The 20,032-nt window shown below is 67.6% G+C and carries 18 protein-coding genes; 9 read left to right on the forward strand and 9 right to left on the reverse strand.

From position 1 onward, the window contains the following. Positions 1-195: 195 nt before the first annotated feature. From AC3B6A_RS22120 to AC3B6A_RS22130, 3 genes are all read left to right on the forward strand, one after another. A complete protein-coding gene (locus tag AC3B6A_RS22120) occupies positions 196-1,131 on the forward strand; it encodes a LysR family transcriptional regulator (protein ID WP_488399247.1) in 936 nt (311 codons plus the stop codon). A gap of 303 nt (positions 1,132-1,434) precedes the next feature. Further along, the gene (locus AC3B6A_RS22125; RefSeq protein ID WP_488399248.1) at positions 1,435-2,409 is read left to right on the forward strand and encodes a 2-hydroxyacid dehydrogenase; all 975 of its coding nucleotides are present in this window, start codon (positions 1,435-1,437) and stop codon (positions 2,407-2,409) included. Positions 2,410-2,607: 198 nt separating this feature from the next. After that, on the forward strand, positions 2,608-2,829 hold the full coding sequence (locus AC3B6A_RS22130) for a hypothetical protein (RefSeq protein ID WP_488399249.1): 222 nt from the start codon (positions 2,608-2,610) through the stop codon (positions 2,827-2,829). On the opposite strand, the gene AC3B6A_RS22135 is transcribed toward AC3B6A_RS22130, so the two are convergent. Together AC3B6A_RS22135 and AC3B6A_RS22140 are read right to left on the reverse strand one after the other, a co-directional pair. Beyond that, positions 2,767-4,104, reverse strand: coding sequence for a Wzz/FepE/Etk N-terminal domain-containing protein (locus tag AC3B6A_RS22135; protein ID WP_488399250.1), 1,338 nt, complete (start codon positions 4,102-4,104; stop codon positions 2,767-2,769). The two genes, AC3B6A_RS22130 and AC3B6A_RS22135, sit on opposite strands and share 63 nt — an antisense overlap. Positions 4,105-4,547: 443 nt before the next feature. Beyond that, positions 4,548-5,441 carry a DMT family transporter gene (locus tag AC3B6A_RS22140; RefSeq protein ID WP_488399251.1) on the reverse strand — a complete coding sequence of 298 codons (894 nt, stop codon included), beginning with the start codon at positions 5,439-5,441 and terminating at the stop codon, positions 4,548-4,550. Positions 5,442-5,576: 135 nt separating this feature from the next. Between AC3B6A_RS22140 and AC3B6A_RS22145 the strand changes: the two genes are divergently transcribed. Beyond that, positions 5,577-6,452 carry a helix-turn-helix domain-containing protein gene (locus AC3B6A_RS22145; protein WP_488399252.1) on the forward strand — a complete coding sequence of 292 codons (876 nt, stop codon included), beginning with the start codon at positions 5,577-5,579 and terminating at the stop codon, positions 6,450-6,452. A gap of 616 nt (positions 6,453-7,068) precedes the next feature. On the opposite strand, the gene AC3B6A_RS22150 is transcribed toward AC3B6A_RS22145, so the two are convergent. Next, the gene (locus tag AC3B6A_RS22150; RefSeq protein ID WP_488399253.1) at positions 7,069-8,466 is read right to left on the reverse strand and encodes an aminotransferase-like domain-containing protein; all 1,398 of its coding nucleotides are present in this window, start codon (positions 8,464-8,466) and stop codon (positions 7,069-7,071) included. A 137-nt stretch (positions 8,467-8,603) separates the two neighbouring features. On the opposite strand from AC3B6A_RS22150, the gene AC3B6A_RS22155 reads away from it, so the two are divergent. Together AC3B6A_RS22155 and AC3B6A_RS22160 are read left to right on the forward strand one after the other, a co-directional pair. Next, entirely contained in the window at positions 8,604-9,467 is an 864-nt protein-coding gene (locus AC3B6A_RS22155; protein ID WP_488399254.1) for a DMT family transporter, read from the forward strand. 90 nt (positions 9,468-9,557) lie between these two features. Next, positions 9,558-11,939: a DEAD/DEAH box helicase gene (locus tag AC3B6A_RS22160; protein ID WP_488399256.1), complete on the forward strand. Its 2,382-nt coding sequence runs from the start codon at positions 9,558-9,560 to the stop codon at positions 11,937-11,939. A 434-nt stretch (positions 11,940-12,373) separates the two neighbouring features. Here AC3B6A_RS22160 and AC3B6A_RS22165 read toward each other — a convergent pair whose 3' ends face one another. From AC3B6A_RS22165 to AC3B6A_RS22185, 5 genes are all read right to left on the reverse strand, one after another. After that, complete coding sequence (locus tag AC3B6A_RS22165; RefSeq protein ID WP_488399257.1) at positions 12,374-13,159, reverse strand: 3-hydroxybutyrate dehydrogenase; 786 nt, start codon at positions 13,157-13,159, stop codon at positions 12,374-12,376. A gap of 60 nt (positions 13,160-13,219) precedes the next feature. Further along, positions 13,220-14,353: an ABC transporter permease gene (locus tag AC3B6A_RS22170; RefSeq protein WP_488399258.1), complete on the reverse strand. Its 1,134-nt coding sequence runs from the start codon at positions 14,351-14,353 to the stop codon at positions 13,220-13,222. 9 nt (positions 14,354-14,362) lie between these two features. Further along, complete coding sequence (locus AC3B6A_RS22175; protein WP_488399259.1) at positions 14,363-15,535, reverse strand: ABC transporter permease; 1,173 nt, start codon at positions 15,533-15,535, stop codon at positions 14,363-14,365. After that, positions 15,517-16,488 carry an HlyD family secretion protein gene (locus AC3B6A_RS22180; RefSeq protein WP_488399260.1) on the reverse strand — a complete coding sequence of 324 codons (972 nt, stop codon included), beginning with the start codon at positions 16,486-16,488 and terminating at the stop codon, positions 15,517-15,519. The genes AC3B6A_RS22175 and AC3B6A_RS22180 overlap by 19 nt, the downstream gene beginning before the upstream one ends. 84 nt (positions 16,489-16,572) lie before the next feature. Continuing rightward, a complete protein-coding gene (locus AC3B6A_RS22185) occupies positions 16,573-17,049 on the reverse strand; it encodes a phosphate-starvation-inducible protein PsiE (RefSeq protein ID WP_488399261.1) in 477 nt (158 codons plus the stop codon). Positions 17,050-17,231: 182 nt separating this feature from the next. On the opposite strand from AC3B6A_RS22185, the gene AC3B6A_RS22190 reads away from it, so the two are divergent. Beyond that, a complete protein-coding gene (locus AC3B6A_RS22190; RefSeq protein ID WP_488399262.1) occupies positions 17,232-17,513 on the forward strand; it encodes a DUF3509 domain-containing protein in 282 nt (93 codons plus the stop codon). Positions 17,514-17,752: 239 nt separating this feature from the next. Beyond that, entirely contained in the window at positions 17,753-18,016 is a 264-nt protein-coding gene (locus AC3B6A_RS22195) for a YebG family protein (protein WP_488399263.1), read from the forward strand. Between the two features lie 11 nt (positions 18,017-18,027). Here AC3B6A_RS22195 and AC3B6A_RS22200 read toward each other — a convergent pair whose 3' ends face one another. After that, positions 18,028-19,062, reverse strand: a complete 1,035-nt coding sequence (locus tag AC3B6A_RS22200; RefSeq protein WP_488399264.1) for a Leu/Phe/Val dehydrogenase — start codon at positions 19,060-19,062, stop codon at positions 18,028-18,030. A 160-nt stretch (positions 19,063-19,222) separates the two neighbouring features. Between AC3B6A_RS22200 and AC3B6A_RS22205 the strand changes: the two genes are divergently transcribed. Next, complete coding sequence (locus AC3B6A_RS22205; protein WP_488399265.1) at positions 19,223-20,032, forward strand: SirB1 family protein; 810 nt, start codon at positions 19,223-19,225, stop codon at positions 20,030-20,032.

Consider the following 20,032-nt stretch of genomic DNA (forward strand, 5'->3'; position numbering starts at 1 on the left):
GGCTTTTCAGCGTGGGCTTTTCAGCTTGGGCTCTTCAGCGTGGAGATACCGGCGAAGCCAATTGCGGCGATTGAATTTTAGGGAGGCGGAGGGGAACGGATAAGCCGACTGATTTGTGATTGTTTGTTACCGATAATGAAACAATATATAGAGTCATCCGTGTGACAATACGCCGCTCCCACTGACGAGGCCCCCATGGACACATTGCAGACCATGCGAGCGTTCGTCTGCGTCGCGGAAACCGGCAGTTTCACCGCCGCCGCGCAGCAGCTGAACACCACCACCGCCTACGTTTCGCGCGCCGTGGCCAATCTCGAATCGCACCTCCAGACGCGCCTGCTCAACCGCACCACCCGGCGCATCGCCCTGACCGAGGCCGGCCAGCGCTACCTGCAACGCTGCGAGCAGATCCTCGCCTACGTCGAGGAAGCCGAGGCCGAGGCCAGCGACGCCCATGCCCGCCCCGCCGGCCGCCTGCGCGTGCATTCGATGAGCGGCATCGGCCAGCACTACGTGATCCGCGCCATCGCCAACTATCGCCAGCAGCACCCGGAGGTCACCTTCGAGCTGACCATGGCCAACCGCGTGCCCGACCTGCTCGACGAAGGCTTCGACGTGGCCATCGTGGTCGCCTCCGAACTGCCGGACTCGGGCCTGGTGTCCCAGCGCATCGGCGAGACCTACAGCATCCTCTGCGCCTCGCCCGACTACCTGGCGCAGCGCGGCGCGCCGAAAAGCCTCGCGGAGCTGGTCGATCACGCCTGCCTGCGCCTGCTCAGCCCGGTGCTGCCACTGGACCGCTGGCTGTTCGACGGCCCCAACGGCCAGGAAATGATCACCCTCGGCCCCTCGCCCTTCCAGGTGAACGTCGGCGACGCCATGACCGAGGCCATCAGCTCCGGCATGGGCATCGGCGCCCTGCCCGTCTATTCGGCCATCGACGGCCTGCGCGACGGCTCGCTGGTGCGCGTGCTGCCGCACCACCGCCTGCAACAGCTGAACGTCTACGCGCTGTACCCCTCGCGGCAATACCTGGACGCGAAGATCAAGACCTGGGTCGCCTACCTGCGCGAAAACCTGCCGGGCGTGCTCCAGGCCGACGGCGCGGGCGTGGCCAGCGTCGTTTCCTGATCCCCTTTCCCCGCGTTTGCGGGCAAGTTCGCCCGATGTAACTCCGCCCCCGGTGTAGGCGAACTTGCCCGCGAACCCTTCTTCATCCCGGCACATAGCCCTTCTTTTGTGCAGGAGCGAGCTTGCTCGCGAACGCTCTGCCGGCGCGCCCGGCAGCATGCGGTTCGCGAGCAAGCTCGCTCCTACAAGAGAAGGAAGCACCGCCCGCCATTCGATAACCGCCCTGCGCGCACGCCAGCCTTGCACCGCTCCGGCCCGCCGATGGTAGGGTAGGCCCTCCCGATCCCCAGCCGTCCGAGAGCCATGAAAAAGAACGTCTTCGTCTTCAGCCGCCTTGCCCCGGAACACCTCGACCGCCTGCGCAGCCAGTTCAACGTCACCATGCTCGATCCCAGGCAGGGCGACGTCGACGCGCAACTGGCCGCCGCCCTGCCGACCGCCCACGGCATGATCGGCGTGGGCCGCCCGCTGGGTGAGAAGCAGCTGGCCCAGGCCGCTCAGCTGGAAGTGATCTCCAGCGTCTCGGTCGGCTACGACAACTACGACCTCGCCTACCTGAACCAGCGCGGCATCCCGCTGACCAACACCCCCGACGTGCTCACCGAAACCACCGCGGACCTCGGCTTCGCGCTGATCATGGCCACCGCCCGGCGCACCGCCGAGCTGGACGCCTGGACCAAGGCCGGACAGTGGAAGCGCACCGTGGACACCCCGCAGTTCGGCGTCGACGTGTACGGCAGGAAGCTCGGCATCCTCGGCCTCGGCCGCATCGGCGCGGCCATCGCCCGCCGCGGCCGCTTCGGCTTCAACATGGACGTGCTCTACCACGGCAACAGCCGCAAGCCGGAACTGGAACAGGAACTGGGCGCGCGCTTCTGCGGCTTCGACGAGCTGCTGGGCGAGGCGGATTTCGTCTGCGTGGTGGTGCCGCTGTCGGAGAAGACCCGCAAGCTGATCGGCAAGCGCGAGCTGGAGCTGATGAAGCCCGACGCCATCCTGGTCAACATCGCCCGCGGCCAGGTGATCGAGGAAGCCGCGCTGGTGGAGGCGCTGCAGGAAAAACGCATCCTCGCCGCCGGCCTGGACGTCTACGAGAAGGAACCGCTGGCCGAATCGCCGCTGTTCGCCCTGCCCAACGCGGTGACCCTGCCGCACATCGGCTCCGCCACCTTCGACACCCGCCGCGCCATGGCCGAATGCGCGCTGGACAACTTCGAGGCGGCGCTGCGCGGCGAACGGCCGAAGAACCTGGTCAACCCGCAGACCTGGAAAGCCTGATCCGCAGCTGCTTTCCGTAGGATGGCGTGGAGCGAAGCGATACCCATCGATCAACGTGTGGACGCCGTTGATGGGTATCGCAAGCTCCACCCATCCTACAGATGAGTGACACCACCGCTGCTTCCAGCAGCGGCCCGGTACTTGGCAGTACCTGGCCCCGCCAGAGCCGCCTGGAAGAAATCAAGATGGGGGGCGGTGATGGCCCTGGGCACCGTCACCGAAGAACAGGAATGGCTCGACGCCGGGGTCCACAGTGTCAGCGCAGCCTACAAACTGAATCCGCAATGGACCCTGCGTGCAGGCTTCACCATCGACGTCGCCTGCTCCTGCCTGAACGAAGAGGCGAGCCCGACCAAGCTATGCGACGACTTCACGTTCAAAGGCAGCGCCCCTGGCCTGGTTGCCCAACTGACCTACTGATTCCGATCCGGCACGTAGCCCCCCGCTCCTGACCACGGCCACGAGCGCAGCGAGTCCGCCAAGCATCAAGCCGACAATCAGACCGAGCGCCATGATCAGCATCCTGCGAGGCCGCACCGGCGCCGAAGGCTCGGCAGCGGACTGATCGAGCTGAACCAGCTGCAGTTTCGAGAAATCAACGTTCAGGTGCTCCAGCTTGGCCCGCTGTTCGGTGAGTGCGGCAAGATTCGCAAGGAACAGCTCTTCGTTCGCGCGCTCCCGCAGCACCTCGACCTCACGGTTATGGGAGAGCAGCGCCAGCTGTTTCTGAATCTCGGAAATACGAGGCTCGGAAAAATCGTCCGACTGTCGGGCAGTCAAGGCAGATCGCTCAGCATCCAGGGCTTCCACCCCCATGAAATAGAGAGGTATCTGCTGGTTGGTGACCTCGGTCCGGAAGACATTCCCCTGCGTTTCCCGACCGCTTTCGCCCAGAGCAGAAGGCGTGGTTGGCTTGGAGATATGCAGTCGCTCAGCGATCTGAATCGCTTCATTGAGTTGCTTGATGCGATTTTGCCGCCGAACCTGCAATTGCTGGCGAAGCGCGCGGAGCTCGTCCTGAAGCTGAATTGTCTGGAGGCGGTCGGCCTCCAGAAGCGCCGCTATCTTGGCTTCTTTGCCGGCGTCATAGGCTGCCCGCTGGGCCGCGATCTGGCTCTCGACCTGTGCCAGGCGATTAGCCAGGAGAACGGAGAAATCATCCTGGATTCGCTGGCGCTCCCGCTCCACGGCAGCGACCACCAAGCCATTGACGATCGCGACGCCGTCGACCCCGGCCGGGTAGAGCAAACGCAACCCTACAAATGTTGAACTGTCCGGCGCCTTCTTCAGGTCCGGGCGCAACACGGTAAATCCGTCCCTGTTCAGGCGCTCGAGCATCTGCTCAAGTGGCTCATCGCCTACCCGCAGCGCGGTCGTCAGCTCCGGATTATCACGTAGGAATTGCAGGCGAACGCTATAAGACTCCAGCGCCACACCAACACGCTTCAATGCGTCGGTGGGACTCAGCTCCAAGAGCCTGGTTTCATTGAGCCCATCGAGGTCCCTGAGCGCCACGGGCCGGAGCACGCTTTCCACCTGATACACAGGCGTCGCCAATACGGCGTACAGCGCGGAACAAGCGCAGATGAAAAGTGTTACCCCCAGGATCAGGAACTTGTATGTCCAAAGGGCACGACACAGGGCCAGCAGGTCGATTTCATCATTTCTGCGGGCCAGAGAAAGCGAGGCATTCATTGCGTAAAGCATCCTTGCATAACAAGCCACTTCAATACGACGCGACCCGCCAAACCAAGGGAACTTTTTTACAGCCAGAAGGTCGTCGGGCGACATGATAGCGATATGACAGCCAAGGACAAGTCATATCTGATCTAGGGAAAAGTCGAAGGAGACCTCAGAAAAAAGCCTGGATGTGATCGGATGTGGCTTATCCAGACGGTCAGATCGGCATGAAAAGAATGCTCAGGTAGTGAGATTGGTAGCTGAGAGCAATGTCTTTCGGAACGGGGAAACCCGCCCTCGTCTCATCAGATACCGGCAGGCAATCCGGGGCGGGCGGCAAAGGTCCGCGCAGGCGTTGGCGATGGATGGGCACCCTGATCCTCGGCCAAAGGCCGCTCTGGTTTGCTTACCGGCGCCGACTCCTCAAACTCGAGCTGCCCTCCCGCGGGATCACACCATCACGCCCGCGCCGGCTGCAGCACCGGCCTGGGCTTGCGGAACACCAGCACGTTGCCGGCCATCACCAGCGCCAGGCCGGCCAGCGCTGGCAGCGTCCATTGATAGCCCTCGGCATAAGCCGAGACGTTCAGCGCCACCACCGGGAACAGCACGGTGCAGTACGCCGCGCGCTCCGGCCCCATGCGACCGACCAGGGTCAGGTAGGCGGTGAAGCCGATCACCGAGCCGGGGATCGCCAGGTACAGCAGCGAGCCGACGTACTCGATGCGGGTATCGAACGTCAGCGGCACGCCCTGCACCAGGCAGATCGCCAGCAGGATCAGCGAGCCGTAGAGCATGCCCCAGGCGTTGGTCGACAGCGGCCGCAGCCCGGCCTTCTGCTGCAGGCTGGAAAGCAGGTTGCCGGCCGAGAAGCACAGCGTTCCGAGCAGCGCCAAGCCCAGGCCATAGAAGGTTTCCCGCGAGGCCTCATGGCCGGACAGCTCCGGCCAGAACAGCAGCGCCAGCCCCGCCAGCCCGAACGCGCCGCCGCCCAGCACGTTGGGCGCAATGCGCTGGCCGAAGAATATCCGCGCGTTCAGCGCGTTCCACAGCGTGGCAGTGGAGAACACCACGGCGATCAGCCCGCTGGGAATCCACTGGCTGGCGGTGTAGAAGCACAGGAAGTTCACGCAGAACAGGCACAGCCCCTGGGCGAGGCAGATCGCCTGGCCGCGCCGCCCCAGCGGCTGCAGGCGGCGCGAGACCAGCAGCAGGGCGAACAGCACCAGCGCCGCCAGGCTGAAGCGGTAGGCGATGGACAGCGGAATGGCGACCACGCCGACCTGCAGCTTGATGGCGATCCAGGTGGTGCCCCAGATGAGCACGGTGAGCAGGTAGAGCGAGAGGTTCATGGCGGTCTCCGGGTTATGCGGGAACAGTCTCCCGCCCTGCCCCGGCGCCGGCTTGCAGATTCTTGCGCTTATTGCGAAAACCACGCTGGCAACGCGCGCCCGCGCGGGTAGAGTGGACACAACAGAGGAACGCCCATGTCCGCCATCCAACAGCTCGAAGTCTTCCAGTCGATGAGCTCATCGCCCAACGCCCGCCTGGAGCGTTGCGCCGAGCTGGGCGACGGGCTGTCCGCGGCCATCTGGAGCAACAGCCACGACGCCCGCGACTACCACGCGCCCAGCCACCACACCCTGTCCTGCTACCTGAACGACGGCACCGGCACCTTCCGCCGCGGCGCGCCGGGCAGCAAGGGCGCGCCGGACAAGCTGTGCGTGATGCCCGCCGGCGCCGAGTCGGCCTGGATCGTCAACGGCGACATCCGCCTGGCCCACCTGTACATCGGCCAGGAACAGTTCGCCCTGGGCTGCATCCGCCTGCTGGACCGCGAGCCGCGCGAGCTGCAGCTGCATGAACGGACCTTCCTCGACGATCCGCAGCAGGCGGCGCGCTTCCGCCAGCTGGTGAAGCTGGACTGGCACGAGCCGGGTGAGCGCATCCGTACCAGCAGCCTGGCCCACGAGCTGATCGACCACCTGCTGCTCAACCAGGTCGGCCTGCGCGAAGGGCTGCGCCTCAAGGGCGGGCTGGCGCCGGCGATGCGCCGGCGGGTGGCGGAGTACATCGAACAGCGGCTGGACCAGCCGCTGTCCCTCGGCGAGCTGGCGGCGCAGACGGCGCTGTCGGAATACCATTTCGCGCGGATGTTCCGCGACAGCTTCGGCATGCCGCCGCACCAGTACGTCCTGGCGCGCCGCGTGGCCCTGGCGCAGCACCTGCTGCGCGACACCCGGCAGCCGCTTGCGCAGGTGGCGCTGGCCTGCGGATTCTCCAGTGCCAGCCACTTTGCCAATCGCTTCCGTTCGGTGGTGGGTGGAACGCCTGGGGAATATCGGCAGGCGTTCGGGGGCTAACTAAGGCCTTATCGTTGCGTGCGTGGCTTGCTTGCGGATCGCGGATTGTTCCGGGGTGCTTTATCTGCCGTCCTGTTTGGCGTTTCTGCGCCGCTTCGGCGTGTGCTGAGAGATTTGGTTTCGCCCTCCCGGGCGAGTCCCTTTTGGGGCCCCAAAAGGAACCAAAAGGGCCCGTCCCGGCATCCGGGTCTTCGCTGCGCTCAGACTCCCCTCGCTCCGGTATCGCTCCGAGGGTCGGCGTACAAGGGCCGTCCCTGGCCCTTTACGCCTCTCGCGGCATCCATGCCGCTCGCCCCTCTGCGCAATACCTCCACTCGGCCTCCTGACGGGACTCTGCGCGCGCCTGAAACTCTGGCTGCTCCATGCTGGGAGCGGCTCTTCGTAGGATGGCGTGGAGCGAAGAGATACCCATCGCGGTGGATAACGCTGCGCGTTCGAAGAGCAAAAGCATCGCGGACAGAGTCCGCTCCTACGGAGGGGTTCGGCTTTTGTAGGAGCGGACCTTGTCCGCGATCCGCCAGCAGGGCCGGTGTCAGGCTGGCTCCTACCGGTGTATCAGCCAAACGCCTCCGCTCGGATAAAGAAAACCTTCCAACCGCCCCCAAAACATTCCCCGTCAGCGCCCACGCGCCCGCTCCATCGCCCGCTCCACCCCCTCGAACACCCGCGGCGACAGGCACTGGGCGACGTTGAAGCGCAGGAATCCGGTGGCGCTCTGGCTGAGGCTGAAGACGTTGCCCGGCGCCAGCACCAGGTTGTCCGCCAGCGCCGCGCGGGACACTTCGGCGGCATCCAGCCCGCCCGGCAGGCAGGCCCAGATGAAGATGCCGCCGCGCGGCTCCAGCCACGGCTGGATATTCAGCGCGCGCAGGCGCAGCAGCGTCTCGCCTATCGCGTCGGCCAGGCGGGCGCGCAGGCTGTCCAGGTGGCGGCGGTAGCTGCCCTTGCGCAGCAGTTCGAAGAGCATCTCGGCGCTGAACGGGCTGTTACCGAAACTGGTGGCCAGCTTCAGGTCCACCAGGCGCTCGCACCACTCCGGCTTGGTGGCGATGTAGCCGCAGCGCACCGACGCCGACAGCGTCTTGGAGAAGCTGCCGACCTGGATCACCCGCTCCAGCCCGTCGAAGGCCGACAGGCGCGGCGCGCTCTCATGCTCGAAGTCGCCGAAGATGTCGTCCTCGACGATCAGCAGGCCGTGGGCCTCCGCCAGCTTCAGCAGGCGGTGCGCGACCAGCGGCGAGAGCACCGCGCCGGTCGGGTTGTGGAACGCCGAGTTGGTGAGGTACAGGCGCGGCCGGTGCTGCTCCAGCAGGCTGGTCATGGCGGCGATGTCCGGTCCGTTCGGCGTGTAGGGCACGGCCACCACCTGCACCCGGTGGGCGCGCAGCAGCGCCTGGAAGTTGAAGTAGCCGGGGTCGTCCACCAGCACGCAATCGCCCGGCTCCAGCAGGAAGCGGCAGACCAGGTCGATGGCCTGGGTGCCGCTGTCGGTGAGCACCACCTGTTGCGCGCCGACGGGCACGCCATGCTCGGCCAGCCGCCGCGCCAGTTGCTCGCGCAGGCCGGCGTGGCCGTACGGGCGGCCGTATTCCAGCAGGCTCGACTGCGGCGCCCGGGCGATCTGCCGCAGCGCGCGGCGCAGTTCGTCCTCCGGCAGCCAGGACGGCGGCAGCCAGCCGCAGCCGGGCTTGAGCGAGGTATCGGCGGCCTCCAGCGACTGCCGGGATATCCACAGCGGATCGATGCTGCGGTCCAGCGCCGGGCCGACATCCGCCAGGGACAGCGGCGGCGCGTGGCCGGCGACATAGAAGCCGGAGCCCCGCCGGGCGGCGATCACCCCGTCGGCGGCGAGGCGGTCGTAGGCCTCCACCACCGTGGTCTTGGACACCTCCAGCTGCTCGGCCAACTGGCGGATCGACGGCAGCCGCTCGCCCGGCACCAGTGCCCGCGCGGCCAGGCGCTCGCGCACGTGATGCATCACCGAATCGACCCGCGTGCTCTTTGGCCTGCCCATGCCGCCCTCGCCTGCCCCTGGATAATGTGTACCGGGATAATTTCCGGACAGTTTGCGCAGATTGTACCTGTCTGTCACTGGCCGCCCGGCGGGACGCGGCGCATCCTCGAGGCTCGAACCTCACGGGATGAATCACTATGAACGGCAATCTGGGCGGCTGGCTCAGCGGCTTCCTCGGCGTCCTCATCTTCAGCGGCTCGCTGCCGGCGACACGGGTGGCGGTGGCCGACTTCGACCCGACCTTCCTCACCCTGGCCCGCGCCAGCATCGCCGGCCTGCTGGCGGCGGCGATCCTGCTCCTGCTGCGGCAGAAGCTGCCGGCGCGCCAGCACCTGCTCCCCCTGCTGGTGGTGGCCGGCGGCGTGGTGGTGGGTTTCCCGCTGCTCACCGCGCTGGCGCTGAAACACGTCAATTCGGCCCACGCCATCGTCTTCGTCGGCCTGCTACCGCTGGCCACCGCGCTGTTCGGCGTGATGCGCGCCGGCGAACAGCCGCGCCCGGCGTTCTGGATCTGTTCGCTGCTGGGCAGCGCCGTGGTGGCCGGTTTCGCCCTGTCGCAGAGCGGCGCGGGCAACTTCACCGGCGACCTGCTGATGCTCGCCGCCATCGTCGTCTGCGGCCTGGGCTATGCCGAGGGCGGGCGCATCGCCCGCCACCTGGGCAGTTGGCAGGTGATCTGCTGGGTGCTGGTGCTGTCCCTGCCGCTGATGCTGCCGCTGGCCTGGTACACCCAGCCGGCCAGCTTCACCGGCGCCAGCTGGCCGGCCTGGCTGAGCCTGGGCTACGTGTCGCTGTTCAGCATGCTGATCGGCTTCTTCTTCTGGTACCACGGCCTGGCCACCGGCGGCATCGCCGCGGTCGGCCAGCTGCAGCTGCTGCAACCCTTCTTCGGCCTGGCGCTGGCCGGCCTGCTGCTGCACGAGCAGGTCAGCCCGCTGATGGCCGGCGCCACCATCGCCGTGGTGCTGTGCGTGGCGGGCGCCAAGCGATTCGCCCGTTGACCGCCGGTTTCCTTCCGCGTCCCGCCCGAGAAGAATCGCGGTATCATCGGGCGTTTGCGTACCCGGCCGGACAGCCGGAAGGAAACCCGGATGAAGCCACCCGCCGAATCCCCACGGCCCCCCGCGGCGCCCGATCCCCTCGCGCCGCGGCCGCGGCTGACCCTGGGCAGCCACGTGCACAGCGGCTTCGACCTGCGCAGCGGGCGCATGCAGAACATCTCCCGGCACCGCGCCGCGCTGGCCTTCCTGTATGGCGACATGCCGGTCTCGGGCAGCGTCACGCCGCGCTCGGGCCGCGAAATCCGGGTGTTCCGCGATGACCAGATCGTCCGCGTCAGCCGCCAGCTGGAACACGAACACGCCTGGCGCGGCGAGCTGCGCGAACTGGGCTTCAAGCCGGCGATGCGGCGCAGCGATGCGCTGGAGGACAGCGCCGGGGAAATGTTCGAGCTGCCCGACGACAGCGCCTGGCAGAGCTTCATGCGCGAGGGCCTGCCGCAGCTGCGCGAGCAGGGCTGGGAAATCGACGTGCGCCCGGAATTCGTCTTCGACATCTCGCCGGTGGAGGACTGGTACGCCGAGATCGAGGAAACCGAAGACCGCCAGTGGTTCGACCTGGAGCTGGGCATCCAGGTCGACGGCCGCCGCATCAGCCTGCTGCCGTCGCTGATCGAGCTGATCCGGCGCATGCCGGCGCTGCTCGACCCGGCCACCCTCGCCCGGCATGCCGACGACGAGCAACTGGTGCTGCGCCTGGATGCCGGGCGCAACCCGATCCACACCTGGCAGACCGCCTCGGAGCGCCCGCTGCGGGTATCGCTGCCGTTCGGCAAGCTCAAGCCGATGCTGGGCACGCTGTCGGAGTTCTACCTCGGCGAACAGCCGCCGGTGCGCCGCCTGCGCATGGGCGCGCCCGACGCCTCGCGCCTCTCCGAGCTGGAGGCGCTGCCGCTGGCCTGGGAAGGCGGCGAGCAGCTGCGCGCGATCGCCCACCGCCTGCGCGACTACCGCGCGCGCCCGGCGGCGATTCCCGCCCGCCTCAACGCCGAGCTGCGCGCCTACCAGCACGAAGGCCTGAGCTGGATGCAGACCCTGCGCGAAGTCGGCGCCAGCGGCATCCTCGCCGACGACATGGGCCTGGGCAAGACGCTGCAATCCCTCGCCCACGTGCTGCTGGAGAAACAGGCCGGGCGCCTGACCAGCCCGGCGCTGGTGATCATGCCCACCAGCCTGATCCCCAACTGGCTGGACGAGGCCGAGCGCTTCACCCCCGACCTGCGCGTGCTCGCCCTGCACGGCGCCGGGCGGCGCAAGGCGTTCGCCAGGATCGCCGAGCACGACCTGATCCTCACCACCTATGCCCTGCTGCCGCGCGACGCGGAAAAGCTGGCGCAGCACGAATACCACCTGCTGATCCTCGACGAGGCGCAGAACATCAAGAACGCCGGCACCAAGGCGGCCCAGGCCGCGCGGCACCTGCGCGCGCGCAACCGCCTGTGCCTGACCGGCACGCCGCTGGAGAATCACCTGGGCGAGCTGTGGTCGCTGTTCCATTTCCTCTTGCCGGGCTGGCTGGGCGACGCCCGCCAGTTCGCCATCGACTACCGCACGCCGATCGAGCGCCACGGCGACCAGGCGCGGCTGGCGCACCTGGCCGCGCGCATCCGCCCGTTCCTGCTGCGCCGCACCAAGGAGCAGGTGGCCTCGGAACTGCCGCCCAAGAGCGAGTTCGTCCAGCACATCGAGCTCAGCGAGGCGCAGCGCGACCTCTACGAGACCGTGCGCCTGGCGCTGGACCGCAAGGTGCGCGACGAGATCGCCCGGCGCGGCCTGGCGCGCAGCCGGATCATCATCCTCGAGGCGCTGCTCAAGCTGCGCCAGGTGTGCTGCGACATCCGCCTGGTGAACAAGGAGGCCCCGCCGCCGTCCGGCAAAGCGGTGCGCACGGTGACCTCGGGCAAGCTGGTCTACCTGCTGGACATGCTTGAGGAACTGCTCGCAGAAGGCCGCCGCGTGCTGGTGTTCTCGCAGTTCACCTCGATGCTCGCGCTGATCGGCGAGGCGCTGGCCGAGCGCAACCTCGACTACGCCCTGCTGACCGGCGACACCCGCGACCGCCGCGCGCCGGTGAAGGACTTCCAGGAGGGCCGTGTGCCGCTGTTCCTGATCAGCCTGAAGGCCGGCGGCGTGGGCCTGAACCTGACCGCCGCCGACACCGTGATCCACTACGACCCCTGGTGGAACCCGGCCGCCGAGAACCAGGCCAGCGACCGCGCCTACCGCATCGGCCAGGACAAGCCGGTGTTCGTCTACAAGCTGATCGCCCGCGGCACGGTGGAAGAGAAGATCCAGCTGCTGCAGCGCGACAAGGCCGCCCTGGCCGCCGGCATCCTCGAAGGCAGCGGCTCCGACTGGCAGCTCGACGACGCCGATATCGACGCGCTGTTCGCACCATTGCCCAAGGCGGTTTGAGCGAGCGTCGGCCTCTGTAGGAGCGACGGGGGCGCCTAGCCCTTGTCCGCGATAATCCGGGGCCGGCCTGGCGGCCGGATCGCGGATAAGATCCGCTCCTACAAAAGCCAATCCCACCGTAGGAGCGGACTCCGTCTGCGATGCCCTTGTAGGTGGATAACGCGCAGCGTTTTCCACCGTGATGGGTATCGCTTCGCTCCACGCCATCCTACGAAGAGCCGTTCCCAGCATGGAGCAGCCAAGGTTTCAGGCGCGCGCAGAGTCCCGTCAGGAGGCCGAGATGCCGGGACGGGCCCTTTTGGTTCCTTTTGGGGCCCCAAAAGGGACTCGCCCGGGAGGGCGAAACCCAATCTCTCAGCACACGCCGAAGCGGCGCATGAACACCGTACGAAAAGCCCGGAGTCAGCCACAGGCGAGGTTCCCGGAGAAACCGCTCAACGCATCCCCCAACCATGGCTGACCAGCACCGACTGCCCGGTAAGCGCCGCCGACGGGAAGCTGGCGAGGAACAGCACGGTCTGCGCCACGTCATCGACGGTGGTGAACTCACCGTCCACGGTGCCACCAAGCATGACCTTCTTCACCACCTCCTCCTCGCTGATGCCCAGCTCCCGCGCCTGCTCGGGAATCTGCCGCTCCACCAGCGGCGTGCGCACGAAACCGGGGCACACCACGTGGGAGCGCACGCCATGCGGCCCGCCCTCCTTGGCCAGGGTGCGGGCCAGGCCGAGCAGGCCGTGCTTGGCGGTGACGTACGCGGACTTCAGCGGCGAAGCCTCATGGGAATGCACCGAGCCCATGTAGATCACCACCCCGCCGCGGCCGGCCGGGTACATGTGGCGCAACGCGGCGCGGGTGGTGAGGAAGGCGCCGTCGAGGTGGATCGCGAGCATCTTCTTCCAGTCGGCGAAGGCGAAGTCCTGCAACGGGCTGACGATCTGGATGCCGGCGTTGGAGACCAGGATGTCGATACCGCCGAAGGTCGCCACGACACGGTCGATGCCGCTGTCCACCGCCTGCTCGTCGGTGACGTCCATGGCCAGCGCCAGGGCCTTGCCGCCGGCGCCCTCGATTTCCTCCACCACGCGCTGCGCCGCATCGCGCTGCAGGTCGGCGATGGCCACCGCCGCGCCGGCCCGGGCCAGGGTCAGGGCGATCTGCTTGCCGATGCCACTGGCCGCGCCGGTGACTACCGCGACCTTGCCGTTCAATGCACTCATGAGAAGCTCCTCGAAAATCCGGAACCCTCACTCTAGACCGAACGGTGCCGTCTGCGCGGCCTACCAACCCTTGACCTGGTCCCAGCGCCAGTTGCGGTACTGGTAGATCAGCGTGCCCAGCAGGCCATAGGCCGCCGCCATGGCGAAGAGCACGAGAATCCTGTCGGCCACCGCGGAAAGCGGCAGGTTCATCTGGTTCATCTCCACCACCGCGCGGATCGCCCAGGTCGAGGGAATGGCGTCGGCCAGCAGCTGCACCCACTGCGGCATGGCCTGTGGCGGCCAGGTGAAGCCGGCCATGTAGAACAGCGGCAGGGTGATGAAGGTCATGGTCAGGTACACCGCCTCCTCCGAGGGCAGCACCTCGGCGATGAACTCGCTCATGGCGATCACCGCCAGCAGGAACGGCAGCACCAGGCCCATCAGCATGAAGAACGAGGCGGTCTGCCGGTAGCCCATCATCCACGGCCAGATCACGTAGAAGAGCATCGCCAGCACTGTCCAGATCGACAGCTGCGCGGCGTAGCGGCCGAAGCGGGTCGAGGCCGGCTGGCGTAGCGAACGCGGGGTGCCGCCGCGCAGGTTGAGGTTCACCCGGGTGCAGGAGAGCAGCAGGCTGTGCTGCAGGATCAGGGTCACCAGCCCCGGCAGGACGATGGCGGCGAAGCTGGTGCCGGGGTTGAACAGGTCGGTGAGCTGGCCGATCACCGGTTGCAGCAGGACGTCCGCCTGGGTCGCGGAGAAGCCGTGGCTCATCAGCCGGTCGCGGTTGTAGCGCAGCGACAGCTCGCTGTAGGTGGCGTTGATGTCCTGCTGGATCTGCCCGTTGGCCATGCGGTTGGTGGCGTCGCCGAAGATCGGCAGGGTAACGTCCTCGCCGCGCAGCACGCGCTTCTCGAAGTCCAGCGGGATGATCACCACGGCGAACAGCTTGCGCCAGGCCAGGTCGCGCTGGGCCTCGGGCAGTTGGTCGTAGCCGACGGCGGCGATCTTCGGCGCGGCGTCGAGCAGGCGCACCAGCTCGCGGGAGGCCGCACTGTGGTCCATGTCGATCACCGCCACCGGCAGGTCGTCCATGGTGCGGTGGGCGTAGGGCAAGGTGGTCAGCGCCACGGACAGCACCATCATCAGCCACAGCGGCTTGCCGAGCATGTTGCGCAGGGACTGGCGGAAGACGTTCCAGAAGTTCTGCATGGCGGCTCCTTACGCCGGGCTCAGGTCGAGGCGCCGGCGCAGGCGCATCTTGGCGATCATGTAGGCGAGCAGCGGGTAGAGCAGCAGCTTGGCGCAGGCGTACAGCCCCGATTCGGCCGGGGCGCGGCGCAGGAACTGGTCGAACAGCCCGTGCAGGGTGTGGGTCAGCGGCTCGGCCTCGGAGATCACCCGGGCGATCTGCGGCATCGCCAGTTCCGGGATCAGCACGCCGGAATAGGTCTGCGCCACGCCGATCAGCAGGCCGATCAGCGAATAGGCGCTGAAGCGGTTGGCGGTGAAGATGAACAGCACCAGCCCGACGCTCTGCGCCGCCATCACGTAGCAGACGGTGATCGCCAGCATCCACCAGGGATTGCCGTTGATCCGCGCGCCGTTGAGCTCCACCAGCAGGAACAGCTCGACCATCAGCAGCGTGCCGAACAGCAGCGTGTAGGGCGTCAGCTTGCCCAGCAGCCGCACGCCGAGGGCCTGGGCGCGGAGGATGTGCGGCGAGGACGAGCGCAGCTCCGGCGCCTCGCGGGCCAGCACATGGACGGTGGCGACGATGACGAAGAGTTGCAGCAGGTGGACGATGGCGGCGAACTGCTGGAAGTAGATGTAGTTGCCGCTGGCGTTGAACAGGCTCTCGTAGGACACCGCGACACTGGCCAGCGGCGGCATCGCCAGGTCCATCCCGGCGGCCAGGCGCGGGCGCAGCTCGGCGTTGAGCGTGCCGATCAGGCCGCTGAAGTCCTGGGTCGAGTAGAAACCGGCGGAATAGAACAGCGAGTTGTAGAACAGCTCGGCGGTGGGCTGGCGCCCGGCCAGCGCGTCGGCCTCGAAGTCGCGGGGGATGTAGAGCAGCGCGTAGTCGTCGGCCATGCGCAGGCGGCGCAGGCCCTGCTGCAGGCCGCCGCCGAGCACCTCGACCGTGGCGTGGGAGCCGGCGTCGAGCTCGCGGACGATGCGCCGCGACAGGCTGCTGTGGTCGGCGTCGACCACCGCCACCGGCATGTCCAGCAGGGTGCCGGCCTGGTACACGCCGCTGATCACCACGAACAGCAGCAGCGGCCAGAGCCAGCCGAGCCAGTGGATGGTCCAGCTGCGCAGGGCGATCCGCGTTTCGCTGCCGAAGGCCTGGGCGAAACGCTGCAGGTTGCGCCTTATTGCCGCCACTGCCACAGGGCGCTCATCCCGGGTCGCAGGCCCTGCACCGGCTGCTCCGGATACAGCCGCACCTCGAAGGTCTTCAGGTCGAAATCGCCGGTGGCGCGGGTGGCGCGCTTGGTGGCGAAGTCGCCGAGCGGCGCGATGTAGCCGACCCTGGCCCGGACCTCGGCGTTCTTCAGCGCCGGCACCTGGACCCGCACTTCATCGCCCTTCTTCACATCGGCGAGGATGTCTTCGCGCAGGTTGAACACGAAGTACGCGTCGGACAGCCGCACCAGCGTCAGCAGCGGGCTGTAGGCGTTGATCAGCTCGCCCTGCTCCGCCGGGATCGGCCCGACTTCGCCGTCCACCGGCGCCACCACCTTGAGGTCGTCGGTCTGCGCCTGCAGTTCGAGAATCTGCGCGTCGGCCCGGCGTACCGCTTCCTCCAGCGCGCGGCGGCGCTCCTCGCGGTCGCCCTGGGTGCCCTGGTCGAGATTGGCCTGGGCCTCGGCCACCTGGTTGCGCGCCACGTCGCGGCTGCGCCGGGACTGGTCCAGTTGCGCCTGGGAGACGAAGCCGCGCGCGGCCAGTTCCTCGTTGCGCTGGAATTCCAGGTCCGCGTTGTGCTGCTCGGCCTGGGCCTGGGACAGGCTGGCCTGCAGGGCGCGCAGGGTTTCCTCGCGGGTGCCGTGGAGGGATTCGTCGAGGTTCGCCTGCGCCTGGTTGCGCGCGGCGCGCAGGGAATCCAGCTGGGCCTGCAGTTCCGGGCTGCTGAGGGAAATCAGCACCTGGCCCTGTCTGACGTCGTCGCCGCGCCGCACGTGCAGCACTTCGACACGCCCCTTGGCCTTGGAGGCAACGATGACGTCGGTGGCGTCCGCCTCGCCCTGCAGCAGCAGGGGCTGGGTGTGCAGGCGGAGATAGAGGGTAACGGCGATGATCACCAGGATCAGCAGGGGTGCGAACAGCTTCCATCCCTTCATGGGCTCGAACTTCTCAGGCGGCGGATGCACCGATGGTAGTGCATCCGCCGCCACTTCGAGAGGCCGGAACGAACCGGCCGGGGGTCACTGCTCGCCGTCGCCGATCAGGTCGCGCTCGCCGCGCTGCGACGCGCTCGACGAGGGAAAGCGCGAGGAGGCGTAGCGCACCACCAGGATCGCCAGCGCCAGCAGCAACAGCGCCACCGAGACCAGGATGATGCCGTCGTCGGGCACGTGGTTGTGCTGGATGTCGGCGATCATCAGGCGGGTCAGCGCGGTCATCGCCACGTAGATCAGGAAGCGTACCGGCATGTGGTTGGTCTTGAAGTAGATGCCGACCATCGCGCCCAGTTCGAGGTAGATGAACAGCAGCAGGATGTCGTCGATGCTGGCGTGGCCCTTGCCCATCATCTCGCCGAAGGACACCGCCGCCGACCAGAACACCGTGCCGCCGATGGCGAACAGCGCCAGGTAGTGGAAGCCTTCCACCAGGAGGTTGCCCAGGGATTCGGCACAGCCGTGCATCCGTTCACGCAGGCGCTCGGCCCAGTCCAGTTTCATTCGTCGGTTCTCCGCTCAACACAGGATTTTTGGGTGAAACCCGCCAGCCAAAGCCTGCAAGCACCAGGCCATCGATGATGCACGGTCATGATGGCAGCGCGCTGCGACAACATGGCCGCGAACTTTTCCGCCGGCCCTCCGGTCCATCCAGAAACACGTCCCACAACAGGCAGGACCGATTCATGGAAAGTCCCTTTCAGGTACTGACCGACGCCTTCCAGCAGCAGTACCGCGTCAACTTCAGCCTCGAACATCTCGACGGCAGCATCGTCCTCACCCTCTCCACCGATGAAGGCGTCGCCGCGCGCCGCATGATCCGCAGCAGCCAGCTCCAGGACCCGGAGCAGTTGCAGCGCTGCATCCGCAGCATCCGTTTCGGCATCGCCATCGAGCAAGGCGGCACCGCGCCGCATCTGCTGGCCTCGCTGCCACGCGGCGGCAGCGGTCTGCTCGCCGCTTCCTAAGCCAATTCCTACCTTCTGAACATTTCTGACTGACGGCGCCTCGCGCCGGTCACGTCGGAGCGGCTGCGTGCGACATCAGGGCGCGCGCCTCGCTCCGGGTCATCGCCATACCCTTCTCGACGTCCTGGCTTCTGACGGATGGTTCGCACAACGGCAGTAGCATTGCGCAATCACTTTACTGTATAAATACACAGTAAATTTCACTCCCCCCAATCAAGAGAAGGCTCACGAGGTGATGAATGGCCGTCGAAGTGGTGTACCGCAGCAGCCGCGATCCGGAGCGCCTGTTCATGGATAAGGCGGAAGCCGACCGGCACGACAGGATGCTGGAGCTGGCGGAAACGCTGGCCGGGGTGCTGCACAAGGCGGTGCCCTCGCTGAACGAGGACCAGGTCGAGGAGATCGGCATCTTCATGGCCAGGAACCGCGACGCCTTCGCCCGCGCCTTCAAGAACCAGCCCGAAGCGCTGAACGACATCTTCGGCGAAGCCGCCGAAGCGTGAGCCCCGGGGCCTCAGTGCCCCGAGTACTCGTCGTAGAGGATCCGCTCGGCCAGCTTGTCGGCGATCCGCGCCGGCGACAGGTGATCGGCCTGGGCGTGGGCGTAGACCTCGGTGAGCCGCTCGGCGATCCGCGACAGGTGCGCGGTGATCGTCGGCAGCGACTCGCCCTGGTGCTGCAGGGCGACGTAGATCAGCCCGCCGGAGTTGATCACGTAGTCCGGCGCATAGAGGATTCCCCGCCCCTCCAGCTCCTCGGCCACCTCCGGCTGCGCCAACTGGTTATTCGCCGCGCCCGCCACCGCCGCGCAGCGCAGGTGGCCGGCCACCTGCGAGCTGAGCACCCCGCCCAGCCCGCACGGCGCGAGGATGTCGCAGGGCGTGGTGAGCAGTGCCTCGTTGGGCACCGGGCGCGCGCCCAGCTGCTCCACCGCCAGTTGCACTTTTCCCGAATCGATATCGCTGACCAGCAGTTCCGCGCCGGCGGCGGACAGGTGCTCGGCCAGCGCGTAACCCACATGCCCCAGGCCCTGGATGGCGACCCGCAGGCCGTCCAGGTCATCGCTGCCCAGGCGTGCCTGGGCGCTGGCGCGGATGCCGGAGAACACCCCCAGCGCGGTGTGCGGCGAGGGGTCGCCGCCGCTGGTGGTGCTGGTCACATGGCGGGTGTACTGGGCGATGCAGTCCATGTCCGCGCTGGAGGTGCCGCTGTCCACCGCGGTGATGTAGGCACCGCCCAGGGAATCGATGAACCGGCCGAAGGCTTCGAACAGTTCGCCACGATTGGCCACGTGCGGCGGGCGGATGATCACCGCCTTGCCGCCGCCCTGGCGCAGGCCCGCCAGCGCAGCCTTGTAGCTCATGCCCTGGGCCAGCCGCGCGGCATCGCGCAGGGCGGCCTCCTGGCTGGGATAGGGTAGATAGCGGCAGCCACCCAGCGCCGGCCCGAGCCGGGAATTGTGGATGGCGATGATGGCCTTGAGTCCCGTGGCCGGGTCCTGGGCGAGATGCAGCGACTCGAGCCGGGTGGCTTCCATCATGTCGAACATGGCGGCGCTCCCTTGCTGTTGACGGGCGCCCTTGCAACAGGGCCCTAACAGTATAGGCAGTGGCTTCCCGCCGCGTTTACCCGCGACGAACGTCGCGCCGGCGGAGACTGGACGAGCACGGCCGCAGCGGTTAAAACCGCAGGATCAGCCGGAGAACGCCATGAATCCGCGTCAAGCCTGCCTCGCCTGCCTTGCCCAGGAGCCACCGGCGCTGTTCGAGGCGGCATTGTGGATCGCCGCCGAGCACGCGCCGCACCAGCCGCCGGAACAGGCTCTGCGCCTGATCGAGAGCCTGGTGCATCAGGTCGCGGTGGTGCTGCCGGTGGCCGCCGGCGACGCCGACCGGGCGCAGGCGCTGCTGCGCCGCCTGAGCGAACTGGGCTTCGCCGAAGACGACGACTTCCCCCTGCAACCCCGCGCCGCGTTGCTCCCCCAGGTGCTGCAACGCCGCCACGGCCAGCCGCTGTCGCTGGCGCTGATCGCCCTGGAACTGGCGCGCCGGCAGGGCATCGCCCTGGTCGGGGTGAACTTCCCCGGGCGCTTCCTCCTGCGCGTCCCCGGCGCCGATCACCTGCTCGACCCGGCCACCGGCCGCCGCCTCTACACCCGCGACTGCCGGGACCTGCTGGCCCGCCAGCTGGGGCCGCTGGTGGAGCTGTCCGCCGCGCACCTGCAGAACGCCAGCGCCGCCGAGATGCTCCAGCGCCTGTCGCGCAACCTGCGGCAACTGCACCTGGGCGTCGGCGAGCCGCTGGCCGCGCTGAAGGATGCCCAGCGCGTGCTGGAGCTGGGTCCGCCGAGCGTCGGCGATCACCTGGCCCGCGCCGACCTCTACCACACACTGGACTGCCCGCAGGCCGAACGCTACGACCTGGAGCGGGCGATGCTGCTCAGCGACGACCCCGCCGAGCAGTTGCGCCTGGCCCAGCGCCTGGCGGAAATCAGCGTGCCGCCCAAGGCCCTGCACTGA

The sequence above is a fragment of the Pseudomonas sp. B12(2026) genome (assembly GCF_057767015.1).

Excerpts from the sequence above, each read along its gene's own strand:
- AC3B6A_RS22145 (WP_488399252.1), top strand. The coding sequence starts at position 5,577 with ATGTCCGCCATCCAACAGCTCGAAGTCTTCCAGTCGATGAGCTCATCG.
- AC3B6A_RS22125 (WP_488399248.1), top strand. The coding sequence starts at position 1,435 with ATGAAAAAGAACGTCTTCGTCTTCAGCCGCCTTGCCCCGGAACACCTC.
- AC3B6A_RS22205 (WP_488399265.1), top strand. The coding sequence starts at position 19,223 with ATGAATCCGCGTCAAGCCTGCCTCGCCTGCCTTGCCCAGGAGCCACCG.
- AC3B6A_RS22200 (WP_488399264.1), bottom strand. The coding sequence starts at position 19,062 with ATGTTCGACATGATGGAAGCCACCCGGCTCGAGTCGCTGCATCTCGCC.
- AC3B6A_RS22190 (WP_488399262.1), top strand. The coding sequence starts at position 17,232 with ATGGAAAGTCCCTTTCAGGTACTGACCGACGCCTTCCAGCAGCAGTAC.
- AC3B6A_RS22185 (WP_488399261.1), bottom strand. The coding sequence starts at position 17,049 with ATGAAACTGGACTGGGCCGAGCGCCTGCGTGAACGGATGCACGGCTGT.
- AC3B6A_RS22155 (WP_488399254.1), top strand. The coding sequence starts at position 8,604 with ATGAACGGCAATCTGGGCGGCTGGCTCAGCGGCTTCCTCGGCGTCCTC.
- AC3B6A_RS22150 (WP_488399253.1), bottom strand. The coding sequence starts at position 8,466 with ATGGGCAGGCCAAAGAGCACGCGGGTCGATTCGGTGATGCATCACGTG.
- AC3B6A_RS22140 (WP_488399251.1), bottom strand. The coding sequence starts at position 5,441 with ATGAACCTCTCGCTCTACCTGCTCACCGTGCTCATCTGGGGCACCACC.
- AC3B6A_RS22120 (WP_488399247.1), top strand. The coding sequence starts at position 196 with ATGGACACATTGCAGACCATGCGAGCGTTCGTCTGCGTCGCGGAAACC.
- AC3B6A_RS22180 (WP_488399260.1), bottom strand. The coding sequence starts at position 16,488 with ATGAAGGGATGGAAGCTGTTCGCACCCCTGCTGATCCTGGTGATCATC.
- AC3B6A_RS22170 (WP_488399258.1), bottom strand. The coding sequence starts at position 14,353 with ATGCAGAACTTCTGGAACGTCTTCCGCCAGTCCCTGCGCAACATGCTC.
- AC3B6A_RS22165 (WP_488399257.1), bottom strand. The coding sequence starts at position 13,159 with ATGAGTGCATTGAACGGCAAGGTCGCGGTAGTCACCGGCGCGGCCAGT.
- AC3B6A_RS22130 (WP_488399249.1), top strand. The coding sequence starts at position 2,608 with ATGGCCCTGGGCACCGTCACCGAAGAACAGGAATGGCTCGACGCCGGG.
- AC3B6A_RS22135 (WP_488399250.1), bottom strand. The coding sequence starts at position 4,104 with ATGAATGCCTCGCTTTCTCTGGCCCGCAGAAATGATGAAATCGACCTG.
- AC3B6A_RS22195 (WP_488399263.1), top strand. The coding sequence starts at position 17,753 with ATGGCCGTCGAAGTGGTGTACCGCAGCAGCCGCGATCCGGAGCGCCTG.
- AC3B6A_RS22160 (WP_488399256.1), top strand. The coding sequence starts at position 9,558 with ATGAAGCCACCCGCCGAATCCCCACGGCCCCCCGCGGCGCCCGATCCC.